Below are 21818 nucleotides of genomic sequence, written 5' to 3' on the forward strand. Positions count from 1 at the left end.
GCCGTTATTCCTTATTAGATTATCTCAAAACGCATCACAAAAAAATGACAGTTACATGAGCATTGCCACACTTTACAAGTATGGATAAATTAACTAAAGAACAACGCCATCGTTGTATGTCCGCCATAAAAGGGAGGAATACAAAACCTGAATTGCTGGTTCGCAAGTTCCTTTTTAGCCGTGGCTTCCGCTATCGGCTAAACCATCCACGCCTGCCTGGCCATCCTGATTTGGTACTTCGCAAATACCGAACAGTTATTTTTGTGAATGGTTGCTTTTGGCATGGTCATGATAATTGCAGATACTTTCGCCTACCTAAAACAAACATTGACTTTTGGCAAAAGAAAATAGAGCGAAACAAAAAGCGTGACAAAAAAGAACAATGCCAGCTTGCTGCTATGGGCTGGCATTGTATTACAGTTTGGGAATGTCAACTAAAACCTAAAGTCCGCATACAAACACTTGAATCATTGGCTTATACTTTGAATCACATTTTTCTTGAAGACAGGAAAATAAAAACATACGACTTACCTGATATAAATAATACACTTATGGCAGCAGAACCAGAAGTAGCTTATGGAAGAAAGGGGCAACAGTAAACAAACCACTTTACCACATTTTGGGGAACAATAATAGCTGTCAAGTGTTTTTGCGACAAAAATTTTGCCGCAGACTTTACACTTCCTTTTGATTTCAAATCCGATTGTTGGCATATTTTCTACTTTTAAGTATGTATTAGTTGAGATTAGTAGGATTTTGTTCCACATTATCTACTTTTTTGTCTTGTCGCAAATATGTCGCAAATAAGAGATAAAAAAGCCCATAGAAAACACATAGCAACCATGAACCCCATAAATGCAAAAAGCGTGCAACTCATTGAGCTGCACGCTTTTGCTTATTGTTTATTATCTGTATCCTTATCGGAATCATTTGACCTCCTCAAAGTCAGCATCCTGCACATTGTCACCATGCTTGCTGTTATCCTGGGCACCGCCTTGTTGACCTGCATTCATATCAGGACCAGCCTGAGCGCCACCCTGAGCACCGCTTTGGGCATACATCTCAGCACTTGCAGCCTGGAATGCCGTATTCAGTTCAGCCATTGCGGAGTCAACGGCAGCCAAATCCTGAGCCTTGTGGGCATCTTTCAGTTTCTGCAAAGCAGCTTCAATCGGAGCCTTCTTGTCGGCAGGCAACTTGTCGCCCAATTCCTTCAACTGATTTTCAGTAGTGAAGATCATTGAGTCGGCCTGGTTCAGCTTGTCAACTTTCTCACGCTCTTTCTTGTCAGCTTCGGCATTGGCTTCAGCTTCGGCTTTCATCTTTTCAATCTCGTCCTTGCTCAAGCCGCTGGAAGCTTCGATACGGATAGCCTGTTCCTTACCGGTAGCCTTGTCTTTGGCAGACACCTTCAAGATACCGTTGGCATCAATATCGAATGTCACCTCAATCTGAGGAATACCGCGACGTGCCGGAGCAATACCTGTCAGATTGAACTGACCGATTGACTTGTTCTGTGCAGCCATCGGACGCTCACCCTGCAATACGTGGATGGTAACCTCCGTCTGGTTGTCGGCGGCAGTAGAGAATGTCTCGCTCTTCTTGCACGGAATGGTCGTGTTGGCATCAATCAACTTAGTCATCACACCACCCATAGTCTCGATACCCATAGACAGCGGAGTAACGTCCAGCAACACAACACCCTTGATTTCGTCCGTCAAGACGGCTCCCTGCACGGCAGCACCTACGGCTACTACCTCATCCGGATTAACGCCCTTGGAAGGAACTTTACCGAAGAAGTCTTCTACCAGCTTCTGTACAGCCGGAATACGTGAAGAACCACCTACAAGGATTACCTCGTCAATGTCCGCATTGTTCAGACCGGCATCGCTCATGGCTTTCTTGCACGGTTCCAGACAAGCCTGAATCAAGTTGTGGGCCAGAGCCTCGAACTTGGCACGGGTCAGCGTCTTCACCAAGTGCTTGGGCACACCGCCTACCGGCATGATGTACGGCAAGTTGATTTCGGTGCTTGTAGAAGAAGACAATTCAATCTTAGCCTTTTCAGCAGCCTCTTTCAGACGTTGCATGGCCATCGGGTCTTGAGTCAAGTCGGCACCTTCGTCGTTCTTGAACTCCTGAACCAGCCAGTCGATGATTACCTGGTCGAAGTCGTCACCACCCAGGTGAGTGTCACCGTTGGTTGACAATACTTCGAACACACCGCCACCGAATTCGAGGATAGAGATATCGAATGTACCGCCACCAAGGTCGAACACGGCAACTTTCATGTCTTTATGAGACTTGTCGATACCGTACGCAAGAGCTGCGGCAGTCGGTTCGTTCACGATACGCTTTACTTCAAGACCTGCAATCTGACCGGCTTCCTTCGTAGCCTGGCGCTGAGAGTCGGAGAAGTATGCCGGAACGGTGATTACAGCTTCCGTCACTTCCTGTCCCAAATAGTCCTCGGCGGTCTTTTTCATTTTCTGCAGAATCATCGCAGAGATTTCCTGCGGAGTATAAAGACGGCCGTCAATATCTACACGCGGAGTATTGTTGTCACCCTTTACTACTTTATAAGGCATACGGCCGATTTCTTTCTGTACCTGGTCCCAGTTTTCACCCATGAAACGTTTGATGGAGAAAACCGTACGTGTCGGGTTCGTAATAGCCTGACGCTTGGCGGGATCACCGATTTTACGTTCGCCACCATCAACAAACGCTACTACTGAAGGAGTAGTGCGCTTACCTTCACTGTTTGCGATTACTACAGGTTCGTTACCTTCGAATACTGCAACGCAAGAGTTTGTTGTTCCTAAGTCAATACCAATAATTTTTCCCATGATCGTTATTATTTTATTTGTTATTATTCTGTTTCAACGTCCGCCTCAATGGCAGACGCCTATAAAAGGACAAACGTTGTGCCAAATTGTTCAGAGTAGTTTCAGATTTATACTTGTGGCAGTTTGTCTGTCAGTTTGGCAGAATTAAATGTGTTTTTTCTGTCGGAAATTAACAAATGGTAATTTCCAATCCATTCAAAAGTCCTACTTTTGTCGCCCGATTAAAGAAAACAAAGCATGGGTAGCATTAATCATTTTCCTTGCATACCTTTAATCGTTCTTCCATGGAGGAAATATCGTTCCACCATGGGGGAAATATCGTTCCATCACGATGGAAATATCGTTCCTCCATGGTGGAACGATTAAGGATTAGTTAACATTCGGCTTAATCATAGCAACGGAAATGATTGGTTTTCACATATAAAAGGAATAAACAAGAAGAGTATGGAAAAGATGAGAGACAGTATCGACTTCAAGAACACGGACATCAAGACTTTGTTCCGTAAATTATTGCTCCCTACTGTATTGGGGATGATTTTCTCGGCGCTATTCGTCATCACAGACGGTATCTTTGTCGGGAAGGGAATCGGCAGTGACGCTTTGGCGGCTGTCAACATCGTGGCACCGCTATGGCTGTTTTCCACGGGCATCGGACTGATGTTCGGTGTCGGCGCATCTGTAGTAGCATCCATTCACTTGTCACATGGGAAGGTGAAGGTGGCACGGATCAATATCACGCAATCCATAGTCATCTCCTCCCTATTGCTGATGTGTACCTCCGCCCTATTCTGTTCATTTGCCCCGCAGGTGGTAAAACTGCTCGGAGGCTCCGAACGGCTCACACCATTGGCGGTGGAATATATGCTCTGGTTTGTGCCTTTCTCTCTGTTCACGGCGTTGCTCAATTCGGGCATGTTCTTTCTGAGGCTGGACGGTTCGCCCAACTTTGCCATGATGTGCAACGTGGTGGCTGCCGTCCTGAACATTATATTGGATTATCTGTTCATCTTCCCCTTCGGCTGGGGTATGTTCGGCGCCGCGTTTGCCAGTGCCATAGGCACTACGGTAGGCGCATTGATGATCGTATTCTACCTGATGCGCCGCCGGTGCGCACTGCGCCTCCATCCGATCAAGATGAGCCGGAGAAGCATGCAGTTGATGCGCCGCAACATCGGCTATATGTGCCGCCTGGGTTCGTCGGCCTTCTTGTGCGAGGTGGCGATTGCCTGCATGATGTTTGTCGGCAACCAGGTGTTCATCCATTACCTGAAGGAAGACGGAGTGGCGGCATTCAGCATTGCTTGCTATTTCTTTCCTATCATATTTATGGTATATAACGCAATCGCACAGTCGGCACAGCCGATCATCAGCTATAATTACGGTTTGAACGAGAGCCTCCGCGTCCGCCGCGCATACCTGCTGGCACTGAAGACCGCCATCGGCTGCGGGGTATGCTTCGCTCTGGTCACGATATTCTGCAGCCGGGAAATTGTAGCCATGTTCATAGACCGCAGTTATCCTGCCTATGAAATAGCCGCAAAAGGCCTGCCGTTGTATGCCACCGGCTTCGTGTTCTTTGCCATCAACATCGTATCCATCGGATACTTCCAAAGCGTAGAACGTGCCAAGTATGCCACTTTCATTACTCTGCTGCGCGGCTTCATCCTGCTGACGGCCTGTTTCTTCGGATTACCTTTATTATTGGGAAATCCGGGAATCTGGCTTGCCACGCCGTTGGCGGAACTGTTAACAACACTTCTTATAGGCATTATTTATTGTTTCAGCAAAAAGAAGCGCCCCAAAAAAGTCCTATCTTTGCAACATGGAAAAGATGATCAGGAATTTCTGCAAGAAATATAAATTACCGGAGAAAAATCTATTCGAACTTCTGTCGAACATGACAGAAGTTCGCTTCTCTAAAGGAGAGCTTATCATTAAGGAAGGGGAACGAAACACCAATTTCCATCTTCTGAAAAAAGGTATATGGCGGGCTTATTTTCTGAAAGACGGTACGGAGAATTCCCTATGGTTTGCCGGCCCGGGGGACGTTGCCTTTTCTTCATGGGGGTATGTTGACGGAGAAGCTTCACAAATCAACATTGAATCCGTGAACGACAGCGTGGCCTACTGCATATCCAAAGCTGATTTGGAAATGTTATATTCGCAATCTATAGACATGGCCAATTTCGGCAGAAAGATTTTCGAGCGCGAGATTTTGTCCGTTGACATTTCTTCGGTGGCCTATGGTACTCCCCCTACCGCCAAAGAACGGTATTTGACACTGATGGAGGAAAATCCGGAACTGCTGCAAGATGTGCCCCTCAAACATTTGGCATCCTATTTATACATCACTCCGCAATCTTTGAGCCGTATCAGGGCGGGACTAAAGAAAAAGTGACAGAAAAGGCGGTGTCAAAACCCAGATTTTGAAACAATGAACTTATCATTTGGAATCCGAGCATATTAAAAGACCAAAGAAAGGGCCGTATCATTACTCAATACAGAGCTTGATACGACCCTTTTAAGTGTTATAGTTATAAGCTGTAACTTCGGGGAGTGGTCATTTCAGTTTTGACACCCTCTTTTTACTATTGTAACACGTCCCGGTCACTTCTTCACCAATACCATCACCAGGTTATTATCCGCATCATAGAAACCGATGCCGCCACCTGCCAGCTTACCGAAAGACTTGGCAGCGTTCAAAGCCTTCAGTACGCGGCTTTCCACTTCCATGTCGGGGCAAGCCATCATCGTGCTGATCACTTGAGGGAAAGAAACGGCCGTCGGATTTTCATCATCCACCTGCACGGCACCGTTGATGATGTTGCATCCGGCGTTACCATGCAATCTCTTTTCCGAAATGTTGAATTCAATGAACGGCTGCTTTTCCATTCCTTCGGGAATGGCTTCACCGCCAGCTTCACTTATCATCCACTTTCCTGCCAGATCAGCCAACTTAACCGTAGCCTCTTTCTTTTGCAGCACAATGACAGGACGATTGGAAGAACCGCACAAAGCCATGTTGTCCTTCCCCAACTTCTTATACTTCTTTACTTGCGCCAAAGCCGACAACACATTCTGCTCCACAGTCATGTCCGGACATGCCATACGCGTGCTGCCTATAGCGCCGAGGGAGATTGTGCCGGGTTTGGCATTCACGTCAAACGAACCTGTCATACGGTTGCATCCGCTATTGCCATAGACCGTCCCGTTCTTTGTGTCAAAACCGATAAAAGGGAACTCCTGACCCGGTGCAGGAACTACAGCCGTACCATTTATTTCGATGATGTTCCACTCGCCGCCAATGGATGAAAGGGTAGCGGCATTTTTAGTTGAACCACAGGATGACAAGCCCATCAACGTACCTGCCATACAAAGAGAAACAAACATTTTTTTCATTGTCCTTTGTTGTTTAAGTTAATTTTTTCGGGACAAATATAGGCAAAAGAACCCAAATGTCAAGAGTTTGTTTAAAAATAGAAGTACTTCTCCAAAGTATTTAGCAGGATTTTAATGTTTATCTGAGAATTAACCCTTATATTTGCTCTCCGTATTTTTTATGAACCTAATATAATAATGTAATTAGAAGAAATGGGTAAAGTTCTTATTATCGGTGCAGGCGGTGTAGGTACCGTTGTTGCGCACAAAGTGGCTCAAAATCCTGACGTATTTACCGAAATCATGATTGCCAGCCGCACAAAGTCCAAATGTGACGCCGTTGTAAAAGCGATTGGTAACCCTAACATCAAAACCGCCCAGGTAGATGCAGACAGCGTGGACGAACTGGTGGCACTCTTCAATAGTTTCAAACCCGAAATCGTTATAAACGTAGCCCTGCCTTATCAGGACCTCACCATTATGGAGGCTTGCCTGAAGACCGGCGTGAACTATCTGGATACCGCAAATTATGAACCCAAAGATGTAGCTCATTTTGAATACAGCTGGCAATGGGCTTACAAAAAACGTTTCGAAGATGCGGGGCTTACCGCCATTCTGGGTTGCGGTTTCGATCCGGGCGTAAGCGGCATTTACACAGCATACGCAGCCAAGCATCATTTTGACGAGATACAATATCTGGATATTGTGGATTGCAATGCCGGTAATCACCACAAAGCATTTGCCACCAACTTCAATCCGGAAATCAATATCCGTGAAATCACCCAGAACGGACGTTATTACGAAAATGGGCAATGGGTCACCACCCAACCGTTGGAAATCCATAAAGACTTGACTTATCCCAACATCGGTCCCCGTGATTCTTACCTGCTTTATCATGAAGAGCTGGAGTCTTTGGTAAAGAATTTCCCCACCATCAAGCGTGCACGTTTCTGGATGACATTCGGACAGGAGTATCTCACCCACTTGCGCGTTATCCAGAATATCGGTATGGCACGCATTGACGAAGTGGAATACAACGGCATGAAGATCGTTCCGCTGCAATTCTTGAAAGCTGTGCTTCCCAATCCGCAAGACCTCGGAGAAAACTACGAAGGAGAAACTTCCATCGGCTGCCGTATCCGTGGACTGAAAGACGGAAAAGAACGTACTTATTATGTATATAATAACTGTAGCCACCAGGAGGCCTATAAAGAAACCGGCATGCAGGGAGTTAGTTATACCACCGGCGTTCCTGCCATGATCGGTGCCATGATGTTCCTCAAAGGCCTGTGGAAGAAACCGGGCGTATGGAATGTGGAAGAATTCAATCCCGATCCGTTCATGGAGCAACTGAACAAGCAGGGGCTGCCTTGGCATGAAGTTATTGACGGAGATCTGGAAGTTTAGGGATTAATCACTAAACATTAATCATGCGAATCAGTAGTTAAAGTAGTTCGCATTAATCATTAAACATTAACAAAGTGAATATAGGAGATAAAGCACCCGAAGTCTTGGGTATCAACGAGAAAGGGGAAGAAATACGCCTGAGTGACTATAAAGGAAAGAAGATCGTTCTATACTTCTATCCCAAAGACATGACTTCCGGTTGTACCGCACAGGCTTGTAACCTGCGTGACAACTATGCCGAATTGCGTAAGGCCGGATACGAAGTGATCGGCGTAAGCGTGGATAACGAGAAGTCTCACCAGAAATTTATTGAGAAAAACAATCTGCCCTTTACCTTGATTGCAGATACGGACAAGAAGCTGGTCGAACAGTTTGGCGTATGGGGCGAAAAAAGCATGTACGGACGTAAGTATATGGGGACTTTCCGCACGACCTTCATCATCAACGAGGAAGGAATGATTGAACGTATCATCGCGCCTAAGGAGGTAAAAACCAAAGACCACGCCGCACAAATCTTATGATGCCGATGGGACGATTTTATGATTCGATAATCGACGGACGGTTGCTGAATCAGAACCGTAAATGACATCATAAGACAAAAAAAAGTAATTTAAATTGTAAATAAAAGGATGGCAAAAAAAGACGAACTTAATTTTGAAAATGGAACCAACATGGCATCAAGTGAAAAGCTGAAAGCTCTACAAGCTGCCATGGACAAGATAGAAAAGAGCTTTGGCAAGGGTTCTATCATGAAGATGGGCGACGAAAGTGTTGAACAAGTTGAAGTGATCCCTACCGGCTCTATCGGACTGAATGTGGCATTGGGCGTAGGCGGTTACCCGCGTGGCCGTATCATCGAAATCTACGGTCCTGAATCTTCCGGTAAAACAACTTTAGCAATCCATGCCATTGCCGAAGCGCAGAAAGCGGGCGGCATCGCCGCATTCATCGATGCCGAACACGCCTTCGACCGCTTCTATGCAGCCAAACTAGGTGTGGATGTGGATAACCTGTTGATTTCACAACCGGACAATGGTGAGCAGGCCTTGGAAATTGCAGAACAGCTGATACGTTCTTCGGCCATCGATATCATCGTGGTGGACTCTGTAGCAGCCTTGACACCGAAAGCGGAAATCGAAGGTGATATGGGGGACAACAAGGTGGGATTGCAGGCCCGACTCATGTCACAAGCCCTGCGTAAGCTAACTTCCGCAGTCAGCAAAACCCGCACTACTTGCATCTTCATCAACCAGTTGCGTGAGAAGATCGGTGTGATGTTCGGCAATCCGGAAACAACCACCGGAGGTAATGCACTGAAATTCTATGCTTCCGTACGTCTTGATATCCGTGGAAGCCAGGCCATCAAGAACGGTGATGAGGTGATAGGCAAGCAAACCAAAGTGAAGGTGGTTAAAAACAAAGTGGCCCCTCCTTTCCGCAGAGCAGAATTTGACATCATGTTCGGTGAAGGCATTTCCCGCGCAGGCGAAATCATTGACCTGGGCGCAGATTTGGGCATCATCAAGAAAAGCGGTTCATGGTTCAGCTACAACGACACGAAAATAGCCCAGGGACGCGATGCTGCCAAACAAGTAATTCTCGACAATCCGGAGTTGGCAGAAGAACTGGAAGGACTTATCTTTGAAGAATTGAGAAAAGACAAGTAACAAAAAACTTGAGGATGTCAAAACTCAAATTTTGAAAGTATGAACTTATAATTTGAGTTTTGACACCTCAAGTTTCCCTAAAAGGTGCTTCCTATTCCATTTTTTCCAAACGTTCTTCCAAAGCCTCCATGCTTTTTTCAAAACGTTTCCATGTATCGGCATCCATTTGTTCTTTCAGGAACTTGTTGTCTTTCAGCTTGGCTACATTTTCCAGTCCTTTCAATGCCAGTTCTTGCGGATGCTTCAATTCTCCAAGCCAATCGCGGTTTTTCAGCTTCTCTATCTCCGCCCAGTTTATATCCGGAAACTGTATATTCACATTGTTCCCATTCCAGCTGGAATCCTGGTACATCATGATTCTCTGGATATCCTTCAAAGTCATTTCACCTTCCAGATATACGAATTTCAAGGTAGCGGCACCGTCAATAATCATAATCAGCTCTTTCACCTTATCCCCTTTACGGCTGATATAAAACTCAGAGCTGGACACAGTACCTTTCTGCTTCATCAGCAGTTCATATCTGGAAGACTGCACCAAAGAACGGAGATCCTTGCGCATATCTTTCTTTACATTATTATCCATTGTAGATAGTACCTGGACCGAGTTCAACTGTCCCGATACCTTGCCTATATAAATATCCTTTGTAAACAAGTTAGGATTCGTCTCAATCATTGCCTTGGATATATACACCGAAGATACCCCCTTCAAATCATTGTACTTATTAAACAAATTCTTCTGCGCCTGGCAGAGTAACGGCAACAACAATAATATGCCGGCTAAAATCATTCTACTTGTCTTCATATCAGATTATCTTTGAATTTCATTCCTAATTTCCCGATTCACCGTCAACACATCCAACCTGGTTGCCTCTACCTGCTCAATTCCCTTGTTAAGATGGGTAGAAACTTCTATCAATGTGGCCTGTAATGCCCTATAAGCAGCCTCCGGGTCAGAAAAGGTATCCTGCAGCGCAGGCGGGCACTTATCTTCTCCTATATTTGGAATGGCATAGCCGATTCCTATCAGAAGCAAGACAGTAGCTGCAATCCCTCCTATCCAGTGCCAGTTGCGTTTCACTTTATTGCGATGAAAAAACATCTGCTCCTCTGCGGCCTTTTCATCAATCAGCCGACTCAGTTTACTTTCCAATCCGGCAGGAGCATTCTCCACATTCACTTCCTGCTCCAAAAGACTCTGGAAAAGTCTCTTGTCCGTCAGCAAGTGTCCGGGCACTTCATCTGTCCTGAAAGCTTCCTTCAACAGCTCTTCTTCCTGCTCATCCGTATTTCCTTCATAAAAACCGGCAAGCAATTTTTCAAATTCTTCGACTTTCATAGTTACTCCATTTATTAAATTCCTCACGTATTCTCTTTCTAGCCCGGGACAACAACACACGGACATTGGTGGCATTCAATCCGGTGGCATGTTCTATTTCTTCATAAGAACACCCTTTCACGTCCCTTAGTGTTACAATACGTTGTTGCTGTTCGGGCAAGCGGGCAATGATGTTCTTCACTTGTTGTACCTCATCACGTATCTCCAGATTATCTGCCGGAGAAACCGTATGCACTTCCGTCAGTTCCACAAGCTGCTTGCTCAAAGCATATTTTCCGGAACGGAGCAAATCAAAGCACATATTTTTCACCAGAATAACACTGAAAGCTTCCGGATTGCTGATCACTGCCAGTCCTTCCCTTTTATCCCATAGCTTCAGATAAGCCTCCTGCACCAAGTCTTCAGCATCAGCGGCATTCTCCAATAACCTATAGGCTATGCAATACAGCTTATGATGATAGGGTAGAAACTCTTTTTTAAAACTTTCAGCATCCATGGGCTTTTAAATGATACTCAATGATTCTTTTATACCCTTAGACGTAAACCGGAAGGATTTTGTTACAGTACGGAAAGAAAAATGGAGATATAAAAAAACACCCCGGCAATCACGGGGTGTGTACTTGCTTTAGAACCAATAAATATAGGCCAATGTACTCAGGCTGATTACCACCCACAGCAGCACACCTTGCACCAAAGGTTTGATGCCCACTGCTTTCAACACATCGCGCGACAAGGAAGCACCGATAAAGAACAACGTAATAGTCAGTGTCTTGCGTGCAAAGTCATTGATACCCGCCCCGACTTGCATGCCCATTTCGGTTGTACTCAATACATAAGTGTTGAAAATCATGGCCAATACAAAGAAGAAAATGAACCAGGGAATGCTAATCTTCTGTCCCTTGCTCTTGAATATGAACGAAGTAATAAATGCCAAAGGTATGATCCATAACGCACGCGTCAGTTTGATGGTGGTTGCCACCTTCAGCGCTTCTTCCCCGTAAGCGGCACCTGCGCCTACCACCGAACTGGTATCATGGATGGCAATGGCCGCCCATGTCCCGAACTCATGCTGGCTCATGTTCAAGGCGTGCCCGATCATCGGGAAGATGAACAGTGCAATGGCATTCAAGATGAAGATAGTGCCCAATGCCACTGACATTTCACTGTCCTTTGCCTTCAATACCGGTCCGACGGCTGCAATGGCACTCCCCCCGCAAATGGCAGTACCGGAACTGATGAGGTAAGATGTATCACGATCTACTTTCAAGAACTTACGGCCAATCACCCAACCGACAAGCAATGTGCCTACCACGGAAATAACAGTAAATTCCATCCCTTCCTTACCGGAAGCCAAAGAAGCCTGCAGATTCATGCCGAACCCCAAGCCCACAACAGAATACTGCAACAGATATTTGGAAGTCTTTTTATTGAATTTGGGATGGGCCTGCCCGCACAGCAACGCAAAAGCCAGTCCTAAAAACAAAGCTACCGGAGGGGTAACCCATGCAGAATAGGCATGCATGCCGGGAATGTAGTCCAGAAACAAGAAGAATGAGAGAAGAGTGAGGAGAGAAACATAGATAATCTTTTTATTGTCCTGCAGAAAAGGCAAGTTGATACTCTTTGCCAATACTCGATTTGAAGCCATACTTTTCATTTTTTAAGTTTGTTCTTATTTTTCCGGGTGCAAAGTTAGGCTTCTTTTCCCAAACACACCAATCGTTTCTACTTATAAGCTATAACTTATGATTATGATGTATGGCAAACTGCATGAATACCTGCGCCAAACCACTCTCCTGTCCTTGCGGTTGTGCAAAACTAAACTCGCGCTGCATGGGCATGCTTTTTATTTCGACAACACGCAGTTGCCCTGAATAGAGCTCACGGCCGATAGAGCGCACAGAAACGATTCCCAGACAATCCGTATGTTCCAAAAAGAGCTTTATGCTTTCCGTACTGCCCAGATACATCAAGACCTTCAATGACGATAACTTTATATTATGCTGTTGCAACGCTCTTTCAAAAACATCCAGCGTACCGGACCCTCTTTCACGGAGCACCAAAGGCAAATCCAACAACTCCTCCGGTGTGATTTCTTCTCCCACCGGCAACTTGGAATTAGTACGGATTACAGCCACAAGCTCATCTTCAAGAAAAGTGGTATATTTAAGATTCGGCAAGCGGAATACGCCTTCCACCAATCCCAAATCTATGCGGTGTTCCTGCAGGGCAACTTCTATCTCGCGCGAGTTGCCGTTCATCAATGACAGGCTGACTTCCGGAAACTTTCCTATGAAACCGCCCAACATCGCAGGAAGCACATACTGCGCAATGGTTGTACTGGCACCCAATTTCAGTTCACCGGTATATTCATTGTGCAGCAGGTGCATCTCATACTCCAACCGTTTATAGTCTTCCAAAATCCGTTCACAATGTTCCAACAGCAGCTTGCCCGATTCCGTCAGGCTGATTTTACTTCCCTGGCGGTCGAACAGACGCGTCTGATAGGCAGTCTCCAATTCCTGTACATGCTTGGTGATGGCAGGCTGGCTGATAAACAATTCCTGCGAAGCTTTTGTAAAGCTCAGATTCTTCGCTACTGACTGGAACACTTTCAAACGAAAATCACCCATAAAACTTCCTATATCCTATAATTCATCAGACTTAATGCCAAGAACGTGCGCCAAAGAATAAATCACCGGTTCCCAACGGCAATGTACCGGCTCCATAGGTTCCTCCAGTGTGAAATAGACTGCCTTACCCTTCTCTTCCTCACTTTTATCCTTGAAGAAACCAGCCAGTTTCTCTTCCACCCTGCTACCATATACCTGATGGAAAGGCAACAGCATCAGACATTTCACATCAGCAGAATCAAGCGCCAGATTCATCAAGTCGAGAAACAACTCCTCTGTCGATACAAAACCGGAAGAAGTTACGGAAGAAAATGCGAATTCACCCAACGGTGTACGACATGCCTGATGGTTCAACTTATCCACATCGGACGGTTCACAACATCTCAGCACATGCCCTGCCTGGGTGTGCACCAATAACACTTCCACCTCATTTTCTCCTTCTCTCAAACCGGCGTCCAGCGCCAGATAGCTCAGCCATGCCGGCAGGTCAATATCGGGCAACTTTCGTCCCAACTTGTTTTCCAAGAAGTTCTTTGCACTACATACCGTCTCATTCAAAAATGCAACATCTATCAATATCACATTCGCCGGGAACTTTATTTCATCGTTCATTGTTTCCTGTTTTTTTATTTGTTTATTTGTTTAAGACTCCGATCCCACCAAGGAATCAAGCCAATGAAAGTGTAAAAGTACAAAAATAATCATCAACACCCGCCATATATGCGAAAAAACGAATGACAAAGCAACTTATTTATCAAGATACACTCGTAGTATAAGAGAAGCAGGGTGCCCCGTATAGACAAGTGGGCTGAAAATGAGACATTTTGTCATCCATCGCACTCTTTTTACTGAAATTTTGTCCGGAATATGCCAATGGCAAATCTTTTGCGCCTTCCCAAGTGTTATGAAACCGATAAAAGAAAGGAGAACAAAATATGAACTTTAACAACTTTACCATTAAAGCGCAAGAAGCAGTGCAGGAAGCTGTGAATCTTGTACAAGGCCGGGGACAGCAAGCCATCGAACCCGTGCATGTGCTTCAGAGTGTGATGAAAGTGGGTGAAAATGTCACCAACTTCATCTTCCAGAAGCTCGGCATGAACGGTCAGCAGATAGCGCTTGTACTGGACAAGCAGATTGATTCCCTGCCTAAAGTATCCGGCGGAGAGCCCTACTTGAGCCGCGAAACGAACGAAGTATTCCAGAAGGCCACCCAATACTCCAAGGAAATGGGTGATGAATTCGTCTCCTTGGAACCGGTACTGCTGGCTCTGCTGAACGTGAAAAGTACGGCATCTACCATCCTGAAGGATGCCGGGATGACGGAACGCGAACTGCGGGAAGCCATCAACGAACTGCGAAAAGGAGAAAAGGTTACTTCACAATCCAGTGAAGACACTTACCAGTCGTTGGAAAAGTATGCCATTAATCTGAACGAAGCCGCCCGCAGCGGCAAACTGGATCCCGTCATCGGCCGTGACGAGGAGATACGGCGTGTCCTGCAGATTCTGAGCCGGCGTACCAAGAACAACCCGATTCTTATCGGTGAACCTGGTACCGGTAAAACGGCCATCGTGGAAGGACTTGCCCACCGTATATTGCGCGGGGATGTCCCCGAGAACCTGAAGAACAAGCAGGTCTATTCTCTGGATATGGGTGCACTGGTGGCCGGCGCCAAATACAAAGGCGAATTTGAAGAACGTCTGAAGGCCGTTATCAATGAAGTAAAGAAGTCGGAAGGGGACATCATCCTCTTCATTGATGAAATCCATACCCTGGTGGGTGCGGGAAAGGGCGAGGGCGCCATGGATGCCGCCAACATTCTGAAACCGGCCCTGGCACGCGGTGAACTGAGAAGCATCGGAGCCACTACCCTTGATGAATATCAGAAGTATTTCGAAAAGGACAAAGCCTTGGAACGCCGTTTCCAGATTGTCATGGTGAACGAGCCGGATACGCTGAGTACCATTTCCATCCTGCGTGGCCTGAAGGAGCGTTATGAGAACCATCATCACGTACGTATCAAAGACGATGCCATCATTGCTGCCGTGGAATTGAGCAACCGTTACATTACCGACCGTTTCTTGCCGGACAAGGCCATTGACCTTATGGATGAAGCTGCTGCCAAACTCCGCATGGAAGTGGATTCGGTACCGGAAGAGCTGGATGAAATCTCCCGGAAAATCAAGCAGCTGGAAATAGAACGGGAAGCCATCAAACGTGAAAACGACAAGCCCAAACTGGAGCAAATCGGTAAAGAGCTTGCCGAATTGAAAGAACAGGAAAGTTCCTATAAAGCCAAATGGCAAAGTGAAAAGACCCTGGTCAATAAAATCCAGCAGAATAAAATCGAAATCGAGAATCTGAAATTCGAAGCAGACAAAGCCGAACGTGAAGGAGATTACGGAAAGGTTGCCGAAATCCGTTACGGAAAGCTGCAGGCCTTGAACAAAGAAATCGAGGAGACACAGCAGAAGCTGCACGGAATGCAAGGTGACAAAGCCATGATCAAGGAAGAAGTGGATGCCGAAGACATAGCGGATGTTGTATCCCGCTGGACGGGCATACCGGTGAGCAAGATGCTGCAAAGTGAAAAAGACAAGCTGCTGCACCTGGAAGACGAGTTGCACCAACGCGTCATCGGCCAGGACGAAGCCATTGCAGCCGTCAGCGACGCCGTGCGCCGTAGCCGTGCCGGATTGCAAGATCCGAAGCGCCCCATCGGTTCATTCCTCTTTCTGGGAACCACCGGTGTGGGCAAAACGGAACTGGCAAAGGCTTTGGCCGAGTTTCTCTTCGACGACGAGACGATGATGACCCGTATCGACATGAGCGAATATCAGGAGAAGCATAGCGTTTCACGCCTGGTCGGAGCGCCTCCGGGATACGTAGGCTACGATGAAGGCGGGCAGCTGACGGAGGCCGTACGACGCAAGCCTTACTCTGTCGTCTTGTTCGACGAAATCGAGAAAGCGCATCCGGATGTATTCAACATCTTGCTGCAAGTGCTCGACGACGGACGTCTGACAGACAATAAAGGCCGTACCGTGAACTTCAAGAATACCATCATCATCATGACCTCCAATATGGGTAGCGCCTACATCCAAAGCCAGATGGAGAAACTGAACAGCTCCAACAAGGAAGAGATTGTGGAGGAAACCAAGAAAGAGGTGATGAATATGCTGAAAAAGACCATACGTCCGGAATTCTTGAACCGTATTGACGAAACGATCATGTTCCTGCCATTGACAGAAAAAGAAATCAAGCAGATTGTAGTTCTTCAAATCAAGAGCGTACAGAAAATGCTTTCGGCCAATGGTGTGGATCTGGTACTGGCCGACGCGGCTATAGACTTCCTCTCCAACACCGGCTATGACCCCGAATTCGGCGCCCGCCCGGTAAAACGTGCCATCCAGCACTATCTGCTGAACGACTTGTCCAAGAAGTTGCTGGCACAAGAGGTAGATCGCAGCAGACCGATTATCGTGGATGCCAATGCTGCCAACGACGGATTGATTTTCAAGAACTAAGTTGCGGCTTATTCCAAATAAAAAAACAGCTTTGAAACCGATACGTTTCAAAGCTGTTTTTATATTATAGGCAGGCTTTTACCCGGAAATCATACCGGCTTATTCTGCACTTTCTTCTTTTGCCTCTTCAGCCGGAGCCTCTTCAAAATCCGTCATACCACTCTTTACAAGCAAGTTATACCAGGAAATCAGCTTCTTGATATCTGACAGGTGCACACGGTCACGATCAAAAGAAGGCAACACCTCTCCCAAATATGAATAAAGTTCCTCGGAAGTCGCTTTCTTCAAATCCATTGCTACAGCTTCACCGTTTTCCTTCGTCTTCATAGAAAGAAACACGTCTTTCAAAGGAACGTCTTCCGTATCTGTGTACATGGCGATATCACCCAACGAAATAATTTTCTCATTACCATAAGCAGGAAAACGCTTCTTGTCAGCAAGTGACTCTACAATCAGCATGTTTTTTCCTTGAGAAACGAGTTTATACAATCCCGGTTTACCGGAAATAGACAAAATAGTCTTCAACATAGTATATTCTGTTTTGATTATTAGTAGTTGCTTTTTCGGTGGGCAAAGATAGTGCAAGCCAAAGACAATACAAAATAAGCTTGCTTATTTTTATCGCTGAGGCGGTGCCTGTCTTCTCGAAAGACAACCGCTTTTCTTGGACAGCGAATCAATCAGCTCTAAAACCTGTGGAATCAACGGAGCCTCACCGTCGTTTACAATGACAAAATCTGCCTGCCTGCGCTTCTCTTCATCACTCATCTGGCTCCGGACGCGTTTCTCTATCAGTTCCCGTGAAGAAGAATCACGCCTGACGGCACGCTCAATCCGTATTTCTTCCGGTGCATAAACCATGACCACGACATCCACCTCTCCTGCAAAACCGGCCTCAATCAATATGGCCGATTCGATAGCCACTACCGGAAACACATCATGGCACTGTACCCAACGCCTGAAGTCCTCCTTCACACGGGGATGTACAATGCCGTTTACCTGCCGGGCATGCCCGGGATCTCCAAACAGATAGGAAGCCAGCAACGGTTTATTCAGCACGCCGTCCGCATAAACGTTTTCGCCGAGCAATGCAACCAGTCCTTCACGGATAGAAAAATCCGCAACCATCAGTTGCTTAGTCTCCGCATCCGATATGTACACAGGAACTCCCATGACTTCCAACAACCGGCATACAAGGCTCTTGCCGCTGCCGATACCACCGGTTATACCCAACTTAATTGCCATCATTCGGGGAAACTTGCTCTATCAGGAAATCGACCTGTTCCGGATTAAAACGTACATGACTTACACCCTTCGGTACATTTTTCAATTTTACGGTATATTTATCGGACCCTAAACGCAACAGTTCTTCATAGGAAACATAGATATGAAAATCATTCGCGCCGATTTGCCGGAAGCGGCTCAACCCTATTTGAAAGGTAACCTGCACCTTAGAAGGAAATGCACGCAACACTTTGTCTGCCGGAAAATTCACTCCCCGCAAGGGCACTTCTACCGACTTTTCCGTATAAATATCTACCGGAAGCATCATTTCAATGGATGCAGGAACAAACTTCACCCCTTTCTGATTGACCAACGGCACTTGCTGCTTCAAAGTGTCGGATATATCTTCCAACTTGACACGCCGGGTATAGGCAGCCGTTATGGTATCCAACACATCCGCCGGGGCATATACCAAGACTGAATCGGGACTGAATATCGTATCGGAAAGATAATACTGCCGTCCTGCGCTCACCGTACCTTGAAGCTTGACAGGCACCAGCTTGGAGGCTCCCGTGGAATAATAATATTCCAACGTATCGGGCTTCATCGAAAGCAAACGGGTCGAAACGTTCAGCTGGCTCAGAATCTTCTTCTCAAACTGAGGGGCAAAAACCCTTACATGGTTGTTGTTTCCCTTATAATCCGCAAAATCCAAAGTAACGGGATAAAAACTCTTTCCCAACATATAGTTAAGAAGCACAGTGCCCTTATCCTTTACCTTGATTCTGAGTTCCGGAGCCGGTTCCGAAGTAATCACCATGTTATTGGGAACTCCCTTCAGCTTTACAGGAATGGAGAATTCGGTTTCATAATCGTTGTTCAGTGTCTGCAACAGCCAAAAGCCACCGGCTATGAAGAAGAAAAACAAAAAAATGAAGAACTCCCTGCTCTTATCACTGAGCAGGAAGTCCTTCATTTGTCTGACTATCTTTAGATATATTCTTTGTATGTTCCTACGTTCGAACATAGGCTCACCGTCCCTTATTATTTAGAAGCCTGGCTGCTGTTGGCATCAGCCGCCGCAGCAAAAATAGAATTCTTGTCGATACGTATCTTAACGTTGGAAGCAATTTCAAGAACTACGTCGTTGTCATTGATTTCCTTGATAACGCCATGAATACCACCGGCTGTAATCACTTTCTGGTTCACCTGGAGTGATTTGCGAAAGTTTGCAATTTCCTTCTGTTTCTTATTCTGCGGGCGAATCATAAAGAAATACATGATAACGAACATAGCTATCAGCATAATCCACATTAAGCTACCGCCTCCAGCAGGACCTGCAGCAGGAGCTTGCAGGAAAAATACAGTCATTAAGTTCATAAAATACTCAGTTTTAGTTTTTAATATTCAACAAAGGTATCAGTTTTTCGTTAACTTACCTTCTTTTTTCAATTGATTAACTATTCCATCCAAAGTGCCATTAACAAAGCTTCCACTTTTAACCGTGCTATATACTTTGGCTATATCCACGTACTCATTTAACGAAACACTGACCGGAATGTTCGGAAAGCTCAAAATCTCGGCCAATGCACATTGCATAATCACAACGTCCATAAATGCCACACGGTCCAAATCCCAGTTACGGGTATTCTCGCTAATAAGATGGCGGTAGTAATCACAATTCAAGATGGTACGGCGGAAGAGGCGACGGGCAAATTCCTGGTCCTCATCATCTTTGAATTCGGGCAACAATTCCTGGTTAGCCCCTTTCTTCTCCTCAAAACGTTTGATGGTTTTCAACACGAATGTATCGACAATTTCCTTGTCATCATTCCAATAAAGACTCTGATCCTCAAGCAAGGCATCCAAGGCCTCATCATTAAAGACAAATGTCTTGTAGAGTTTCCTCCACAATTCACGGTCGGCTTCATAAGAATCATCCGAAGAAGCCATATATTCCTTATATATATCAGAACCTATAATCTTCTCATATAATCCCTTGACAAAATCTTCATCATTTGTCCAAGTACGTTTCTGGTTGGCACTGAATTCCAACAATTGCTTGTTCACCTCCAATTGGGAAATGAACTTGTTTTCCACAAATTTCATGTTGGGATACAACTCTTCTGCCGTAGGGGCTAACTTGGCTTTTGCCGCATCAATGCGCTTTTGTGCGTAGTTCGTCAGCGCTATCATCAGCATCAGCAAGTAGTTGTAAAGGTCGTATGCCTTGGACAGGCTAAAGAACAACTCTTTCTCCGCTGAGTCTAAATTTTTACTGCCGTTCTGATAATAAGCATATACAATCTGTATAATCTTAAGACGAATAAGAACTCTGTTAATCATAATTCTAAAGTAAATACTGGTGTTTTAACGAGTTGCAAAAGTAGGCATTTTTAATGAGTTTACATAAATAAATCACATTTTTTAATGCAGATATTGATTATCCGTGCTTTTTCTTTTGACAGTTTAAAAAAAATCGTCAATTTTGAACCCGATAACACCAAAATTGAGACCTATTATAATATGGAAGACTTAAAAAAGAAAGCCGGAGCGGATATGAACGACAAGGAAATTGTATTCTCCCAATCCATTAAGGCAGGAAAACGCATCTACTATTTAGACGTCAAGAAAAACAGGAAAGACGAAATGTTTCTCGCTATCACAGAAAGTAAAAAGATAGTGATGGGCGAAGGGGATGACTCACAAGTCAGCTTCGAGAAACATAAAATCTTTCTATATAAAGAAGATTTCGAGAAGTTCATGAATGGTTTGCAGCAAGCCGTTAATTTTATCCAGGAGCAACAAGACTATACAAGGCAGCTTGACGACAGTGAAACCACCGGCATGGAAACGTCCCAAGCCGAATTACAGGAAGAGAAAGCGACTCCTTTGGATGGAGAAATCAAGATAGACATTGATTTTTAAGCTATAAACTTTTGAATATTCAAAAAGAAGCTGTACTTTTGCACCGCTTTTTTGCAACATCGTGTGGTGAACCCACATCGTGTGATGGTGAATTAAGCAAAATAAATACTTAATTTAGAGTAACACAAAACTTTTAGAAAATGAAATCAATTGAAGTAAAAGGAACTGCAAGAACAATTGCAGAACGTTCTTCGGAACAGGCAAGAGCTTTGAAAGCTATTCGTAAAGACAACGGTGTACCTTGTGTACTTTATGGAGCAGGTGAAAACGTTCACTTCACTGTACCTGTAGAAGGTCTGCGTAACTTGATTTACACTCCGCACATCTACGTGGTTGACCTGATTATCGACGGCAAAAAAGTAAATGCTATTTTGAAAGATATCCAATTCCACCCTGTAAAAGATACAATCCTGCACGTTGACTTCTATCAGATTGACGAGGCTAAGCCTATCGTAATGGAAGTTCCGGTACAGTTGGAAGGTCTTGCAGAAGGTGTGAAAGCCGGTGGTAAGCTGACTTTGCAGATGCGTAAGCTGAAAGTGAAAGCTTTGTACAACTTGATTCCCGAGAAGTTGACTGTAAACGTTGCTCACCTTGGTTTGGGCAAGACAGTCAAAGTTGGCGAATTGAGCTACGAAAACCTGGAATTGTTGAATGCTAAAGAAGCTGTTGTATGTGCAGTTAAGTTGACTCGTGCCGCAAGAGGTGCCGCTGCTGCCGCAAACAACTAATCAGTTTTTCTTTTAGAAGAAAATATTCCGGAACGCGGATTAACGCAGAAAACGCAGATTTTATAAATAATCCGCGGATAACTGCGATAATCCGCGTTCCTTTTTTTATCACCCGATGATTGGCTGCCTGGCAGCCTG

The 21818-nt window shown here is 45.4% G+C and carries 22 protein-coding genes and 1 pseudogene; 9 read left to right on the plus strand and 14 right to left on the minus strand.

The genetic code is table 11. The annotated features are described in order from the left end of the window. The first annotated feature begins 80 nt into the window (after positions 1-80). Complete coding sequence (locus HMPREF9446_RS04875) at positions 81-599, plus strand: very short patch repair endonuclease (RefSeq protein WP_009124319.1); 519 nt, start codon at positions 81-83, stop codon at positions 597-599. Positions 600-605: 6 nt separating this feature from the next. Here HMPREF9446_RS04875 and HMPREF9446_RS19045 read toward each other — a convergent pair. Together HMPREF9446_RS19045 and dnaK are read right to left on the minus strand one after the other, a co-directional pair. After that, positions 606-713 (minus strand): annotated as a pseudogene (locus HMPREF9446_RS19045) (DNA-binding protein); the annotation flags it as partial. Between the two features lie 213 nt (positions 714-926). Then, complete coding sequence (gene dnaK, locus HMPREF9446_RS04880; protein WP_009124320.1) at positions 927-2846, minus strand: molecular chaperone DnaK; 1920 nt, start codon at positions 2844-2846, stop codon at positions 927-929. 444 nt (positions 2847-3290) lie between these two features. Here dnaK and HMPREF9446_RS04885 point away from each other — a divergent pair, with 444 nt between their 5' ends. Both HMPREF9446_RS04885 and HMPREF9446_RS04890 read left to right on the plus strand, forming a co-directional pair. Next, the gene (locus tag HMPREF9446_RS04885) at positions 3291-4706 is read left to right on the plus strand and encodes an MATE family efflux transporter (RefSeq protein WP_009124321.1); all 1416 of its coding nucleotides are present in this window, start codon (positions 3291-3293) and stop codon (positions 4704-4706) included. After that, positions 4669-5244 carry a Crp/Fnr family transcriptional regulator gene (locus tag HMPREF9446_RS04890; protein ID WP_039968580.1) on the plus strand — a complete coding sequence of 192 codons (576 nt, stop codon included), beginning with the start codon at positions 4669-4671 and terminating at the stop codon, positions 5242-5244. Before HMPREF9446_RS04885 ends, HMPREF9446_RS04890 begins: the two co-directional genes overlap by 38 nt. Positions 5245-5453: 209 nt before the next feature. On the opposite strand, the gene HMPREF9446_RS04895 is transcribed toward HMPREF9446_RS04890, so the two are convergent. Continuing rightward, a complete protein-coding gene (locus tag HMPREF9446_RS04895) occupies positions 5454-6245 on the minus strand; it encodes an META domain-containing protein (protein ID WP_009124323.1) in 792 nt (263 codons plus the stop codon). 192 nt (positions 6246-6437) lie between these two features. Here HMPREF9446_RS04895 and HMPREF9446_RS04900 point away from each other — a divergent pair, with 192 nt between their 5' ends. From HMPREF9446_RS04900 to recA, 3 genes are all read left to right on the plus strand, one after another. Beyond that, on the plus strand, positions 6438-7631 hold the full coding sequence (locus HMPREF9446_RS04900) for a saccharopine dehydrogenase family protein (protein ID WP_009124324.1): 1194 nt from the start codon (positions 6438-6440) through the stop codon (positions 7629-7631). A gap of 74 nt (positions 7632-7705) precedes the next feature. Beyond that, positions 7706-8152, plus strand: a complete 447-nt coding sequence (gene bcp / locus HMPREF9446_RS04905) for a thioredoxin-dependent thiol peroxidase (RefSeq protein ID WP_009124325.1) — start codon at positions 7706-7708, stop codon at positions 8150-8152. A 108-nt stretch (positions 8153-8260) separates the two neighbouring features. Continuing rightward, a complete protein-coding gene (gene recA, locus HMPREF9446_RS04910) occupies positions 8261-9298 on the plus strand; it encodes a recombinase RecA (protein ID WP_009124326.1) in 1038 nt (345 codons plus the stop codon). Between the two features lie 91 nt (positions 9299-9389). Here recA and HMPREF9446_RS04915 read toward each other — a convergent pair whose 3' ends face one another. From HMPREF9446_RS04915 to HMPREF9446_RS04940, 6 genes are all read right to left on the minus strand, one after another. Continuing rightward, a complete protein-coding gene (locus HMPREF9446_RS04915) occupies positions 9390-10100 on the minus strand; it encodes a DUF4252 domain-containing protein (RefSeq protein WP_009124327.1) in 711 nt (236 codons plus the stop codon). 6 nt (positions 10101-10106) lie between these two features. Next, the gene (locus HMPREF9446_RS04920; RefSeq protein WP_009124328.1) at positions 10107-10634 is read right to left on the minus strand and encodes a hypothetical protein; all 528 of its coding nucleotides are present in this window, start codon (positions 10632-10634) and stop codon (positions 10107-10109) included. Beyond that, on the minus strand, positions 10615-11130 hold the full coding sequence (locus HMPREF9446_RS04925) for an RNA polymerase sigma factor (protein ID WP_009124329.1): 516 nt from the start codon (positions 11128-11130) through the stop codon (positions 10615-10617). The genes HMPREF9446_RS04920 and HMPREF9446_RS04925 overlap by 20 nt, the downstream gene beginning before the upstream one ends. A 129-nt stretch (positions 11131-11259) precedes the next feature. Continuing rightward, positions 11260-12282: a YeiH family protein gene (locus HMPREF9446_RS04930; protein ID WP_039968601.1), complete on the minus strand. Its 1023-nt coding sequence runs from the start codon at positions 12280-12282 to the stop codon at positions 11260-11262. Between the two features lie 88 nt (positions 12283-12370). Then, complete coding sequence (locus HMPREF9446_RS04935; protein WP_009124331.1) at positions 12371-13267, minus strand: LysR substrate-binding domain-containing protein; 897 nt, start codon at positions 13265-13267, stop codon at positions 12371-12373. Between the two features lie 15 nt (positions 13268-13282). Then, complete coding sequence (locus HMPREF9446_RS04940) at positions 13283-13879, minus strand: DUF6621 family protein (protein ID WP_009124332.1); 597 nt, start codon at positions 13877-13879, stop codon at positions 13283-13285. A gap of 323 nt (positions 13880-14202) precedes the next feature. Between HMPREF9446_RS04940 and clpB the strand changes: the two genes are divergently transcribed. Next, positions 14203-16797: an ATP-dependent chaperone ClpB gene (gene clpB, locus HMPREF9446_RS04945; RefSeq protein WP_009124333.1), complete on the plus strand. Its 2595-nt coding sequence runs from the start codon at positions 14203-14205 to the stop codon at positions 16795-16797. A gap of 99 nt (positions 16798-16896) precedes the next feature. Here the strand turns inward: clpB and HMPREF9446_RS04950 are convergent, their stop codons facing one another. The 5 genes from HMPREF9446_RS04950 to nusB all read right to left on the minus strand — a co-directional run bounded on the left by HMPREF9446_RS04950 (position 16897) and on the right by nusB (position 20367). Beyond that, on the minus strand, positions 16897-17325 hold the full coding sequence (locus HMPREF9446_RS04950) for a DUF5606 family protein (protein ID WP_009124334.1): 429 nt from the start codon (positions 17323-17325) through the stop codon (positions 16897-16899). A gap of 90 nt (positions 17326-17415) precedes the next feature. Next, entirely contained in the window at positions 17416-18042 is a 627-nt protein-coding gene (gene coaE, locus HMPREF9446_RS04955) for a dephospho-CoA kinase (protein WP_039968602.1), read from the minus strand. After that, the gene (locus HMPREF9446_RS04960) at positions 18032-19048 is read right to left on the minus strand and encodes a CdaR family protein (protein ID WP_009124336.1); all 1017 of its coding nucleotides are present in this window, start codon (positions 19046-19048) and stop codon (positions 18032-18034) included. Before HMPREF9446_RS04960 ends, coaE begins: the two co-directional genes overlap by 11 nt. Positions 19049-19065: 17 nt before the next feature. After that, a complete protein-coding gene (gene yajC, locus HMPREF9446_RS04965) occupies positions 19066-19401 on the minus strand; it encodes a preprotein translocase subunit YajC (protein ID WP_009124337.1) in 336 nt (111 codons plus the stop codon). A 39-nt stretch (positions 19402-19440) separates the two neighbouring features. Beyond that, positions 19441-20367, minus strand: a complete 927-nt coding sequence (gene nusB, locus HMPREF9446_RS04970; RefSeq protein WP_009124338.1) for a transcription antitermination factor NusB — start codon at positions 20365-20367, stop codon at positions 19441-19443. Positions 20368-20547: 180 nt separating this feature from the next. Here nusB and HMPREF9446_RS04975 point away from each other — a divergent pair, with 180 nt between their 5' ends. Continuing rightward, the gene (locus HMPREF9446_RS04975) at positions 20548-20949 is read left to right on the plus strand and encodes a PUR family DNA/RNA-binding protein (protein ID WP_039968603.1); all 402 of its coding nucleotides are present in this window, start codon (positions 20548-20550) and stop codon (positions 20947-20949) included. Positions 20950-21089: 140 nt separating this feature from the next. Beyond that, on the plus strand, positions 21090-21680 hold the full coding sequence (locus HMPREF9446_RS04980) for a 50S ribosomal protein L25/general stress protein Ctc (protein ID WP_009124340.1): 591 nt from the start codon (positions 21090-21092) through the stop codon (positions 21678-21680). The last annotated feature ends 138 nt before the right edge of the window (positions 21681-21818 follow it).

Origin of the sequence: Bacteroides fluxus YIT 12057 (genome assembly GCF_000195635.1) — a bacterium.
In the GTDB taxonomy this organism is placed as follows: Bacteria; Bacteroidota; Bacteroidia; order Bacteroidales; family Bacteroidaceae; genus Bacteroides; species Bacteroides fluxus.

Excerpts from the sequence above, each read along its gene's own strand:
- HMPREF9446_RS04935 (WP_009124331.1), bottom strand. The coding sequence starts at position 13,267 with ATGGGTGATTTTCGTTTGAAAGTGTTCCAGTCAGTAGCGAAGAATCTG.
- HMPREF9446_RS04900 (WP_009124324.1), top strand. The coding sequence starts at position 6,438 with ATGGGTAAAGTTCTTATTATCGGTGCAGGCGGTGTAGGTACCGTTGTT.
- recA (WP_009124326.1), top strand. The coding sequence starts at position 8,261 with ATGGCAAAAAAAGACGAACTTAATTTTGAAAATGGAACCAACATGGCA.
- HMPREF9446_RS04980 (WP_009124340.1), top strand. The coding sequence starts at position 21,090 with ATGAAATCAATTGAAGTAAAAGGAACTGCAAGAACAATTGCAGAACGT.
- HMPREF9446_RS04915 (WP_009124327.1), bottom strand. The coding sequence starts at position 10,100 with ATGAAGACAAGTAGAATGATTTTAGCCGGCATATTATTGTTGTTGCCG.
- HMPREF9446_RS04940 (WP_009124332.1), bottom strand. The coding sequence starts at position 13,879 with ATGAACGATGAAATAAAGTTCCCGGCGAATGTGATATTGATAGATGTT.
- coaE (WP_039968602.1), bottom strand. The coding sequence starts at position 18,042 with ATGGCAATTAAGTTGGGTATAACCGGTGGTATCGGCAGCGGCAAGAGC.
- yajC (WP_009124337.1), bottom strand. The coding sequence starts at position 19,401 with ATGAACTTAATGACTGTATTTTTCCTGCAAGCTCCTGCTGCAGGTCCT.
- HMPREF9446_RS04930 (WP_039968601.1), bottom strand. The coding sequence starts at position 12,282 with ATGGCTTCAAATCGAGTATTGGCAAAGAGTATCAACTTGCCTTTTCTG.
- HMPREF9446_RS04975 (WP_039968603.1), top strand. The coding sequence starts at position 20,548 with ATGGAAGACTTAAAAAAGAAAGCCGGAGCGGATATGAACGACAAGGAA.
- clpB (WP_009124333.1), top strand. The coding sequence starts at position 14,203 with ATGAACTTTAACAACTTTACCATTAAAGCGCAAGAAGCAGTGCAGGAA.
- nusB (WP_009124338.1), bottom strand. The coding sequence starts at position 20,367 with ATGATTAACAGAGTTCTTATTCGTCTTAAGATTATACAGATTGTATAT.
- HMPREF9446_RS04920 (WP_009124328.1), bottom strand. The coding sequence starts at position 10,634 with ATGAAAGTCGAAGAATTTGAAAAATTGCTTGCCGGTTTTTATGAAGGA.
- HMPREF9446_RS04890 (WP_039968580.1), top strand. The coding sequence starts at position 4,669 with ATGGAAAAGATGATCAGGAATTTCTGCAAGAAATATAAATTACCGGAG.
- HMPREF9446_RS04875 (WP_009124319.1), top strand. The coding sequence starts at position 81 with ATGGATAAATTAACTAAAGAACAACGCCATCGTTGTATGTCCGCCATA.
- HMPREF9446_RS04925 (WP_009124329.1), bottom strand. The coding sequence starts at position 11,130 with ATGGATGCTGAAAGTTTTAAAAAAGAGTTTCTACCCTATCATCATAAG.
- HMPREF9446_RS04950 (WP_009124334.1), bottom strand. The coding sequence starts at position 17,325 with ATGTTGAAGACTATTTTGTCTATTTCCGGTAAACCGGGATTGTATAAA.
- HMPREF9446_RS04885 (WP_009124321.1), top strand. The coding sequence starts at position 3,291 with ATGGAAAAGATGAGAGACAGTATCGACTTCAAGAACACGGACATCAAG.
- dnaK (WP_009124320.1), bottom strand. The coding sequence starts at position 2,846 with ATGGGAAAAATTATTGGTATTGACTTAGGAACAACAAACTCTTGCGTT.
- HMPREF9446_RS04960 (WP_009124336.1), bottom strand. The coding sequence starts at position 19,048 with ATGTTCGAACGTAGGAACATACAAAGAATATATCTAAAGATAGTCAGA.
- HMPREF9446_RS04895 (WP_009124323.1), bottom strand. The coding sequence starts at position 6,245 with ATGAAAAAAATGTTTGTTTCTCTTTGTATGGCAGGTACGTTGATGGGC.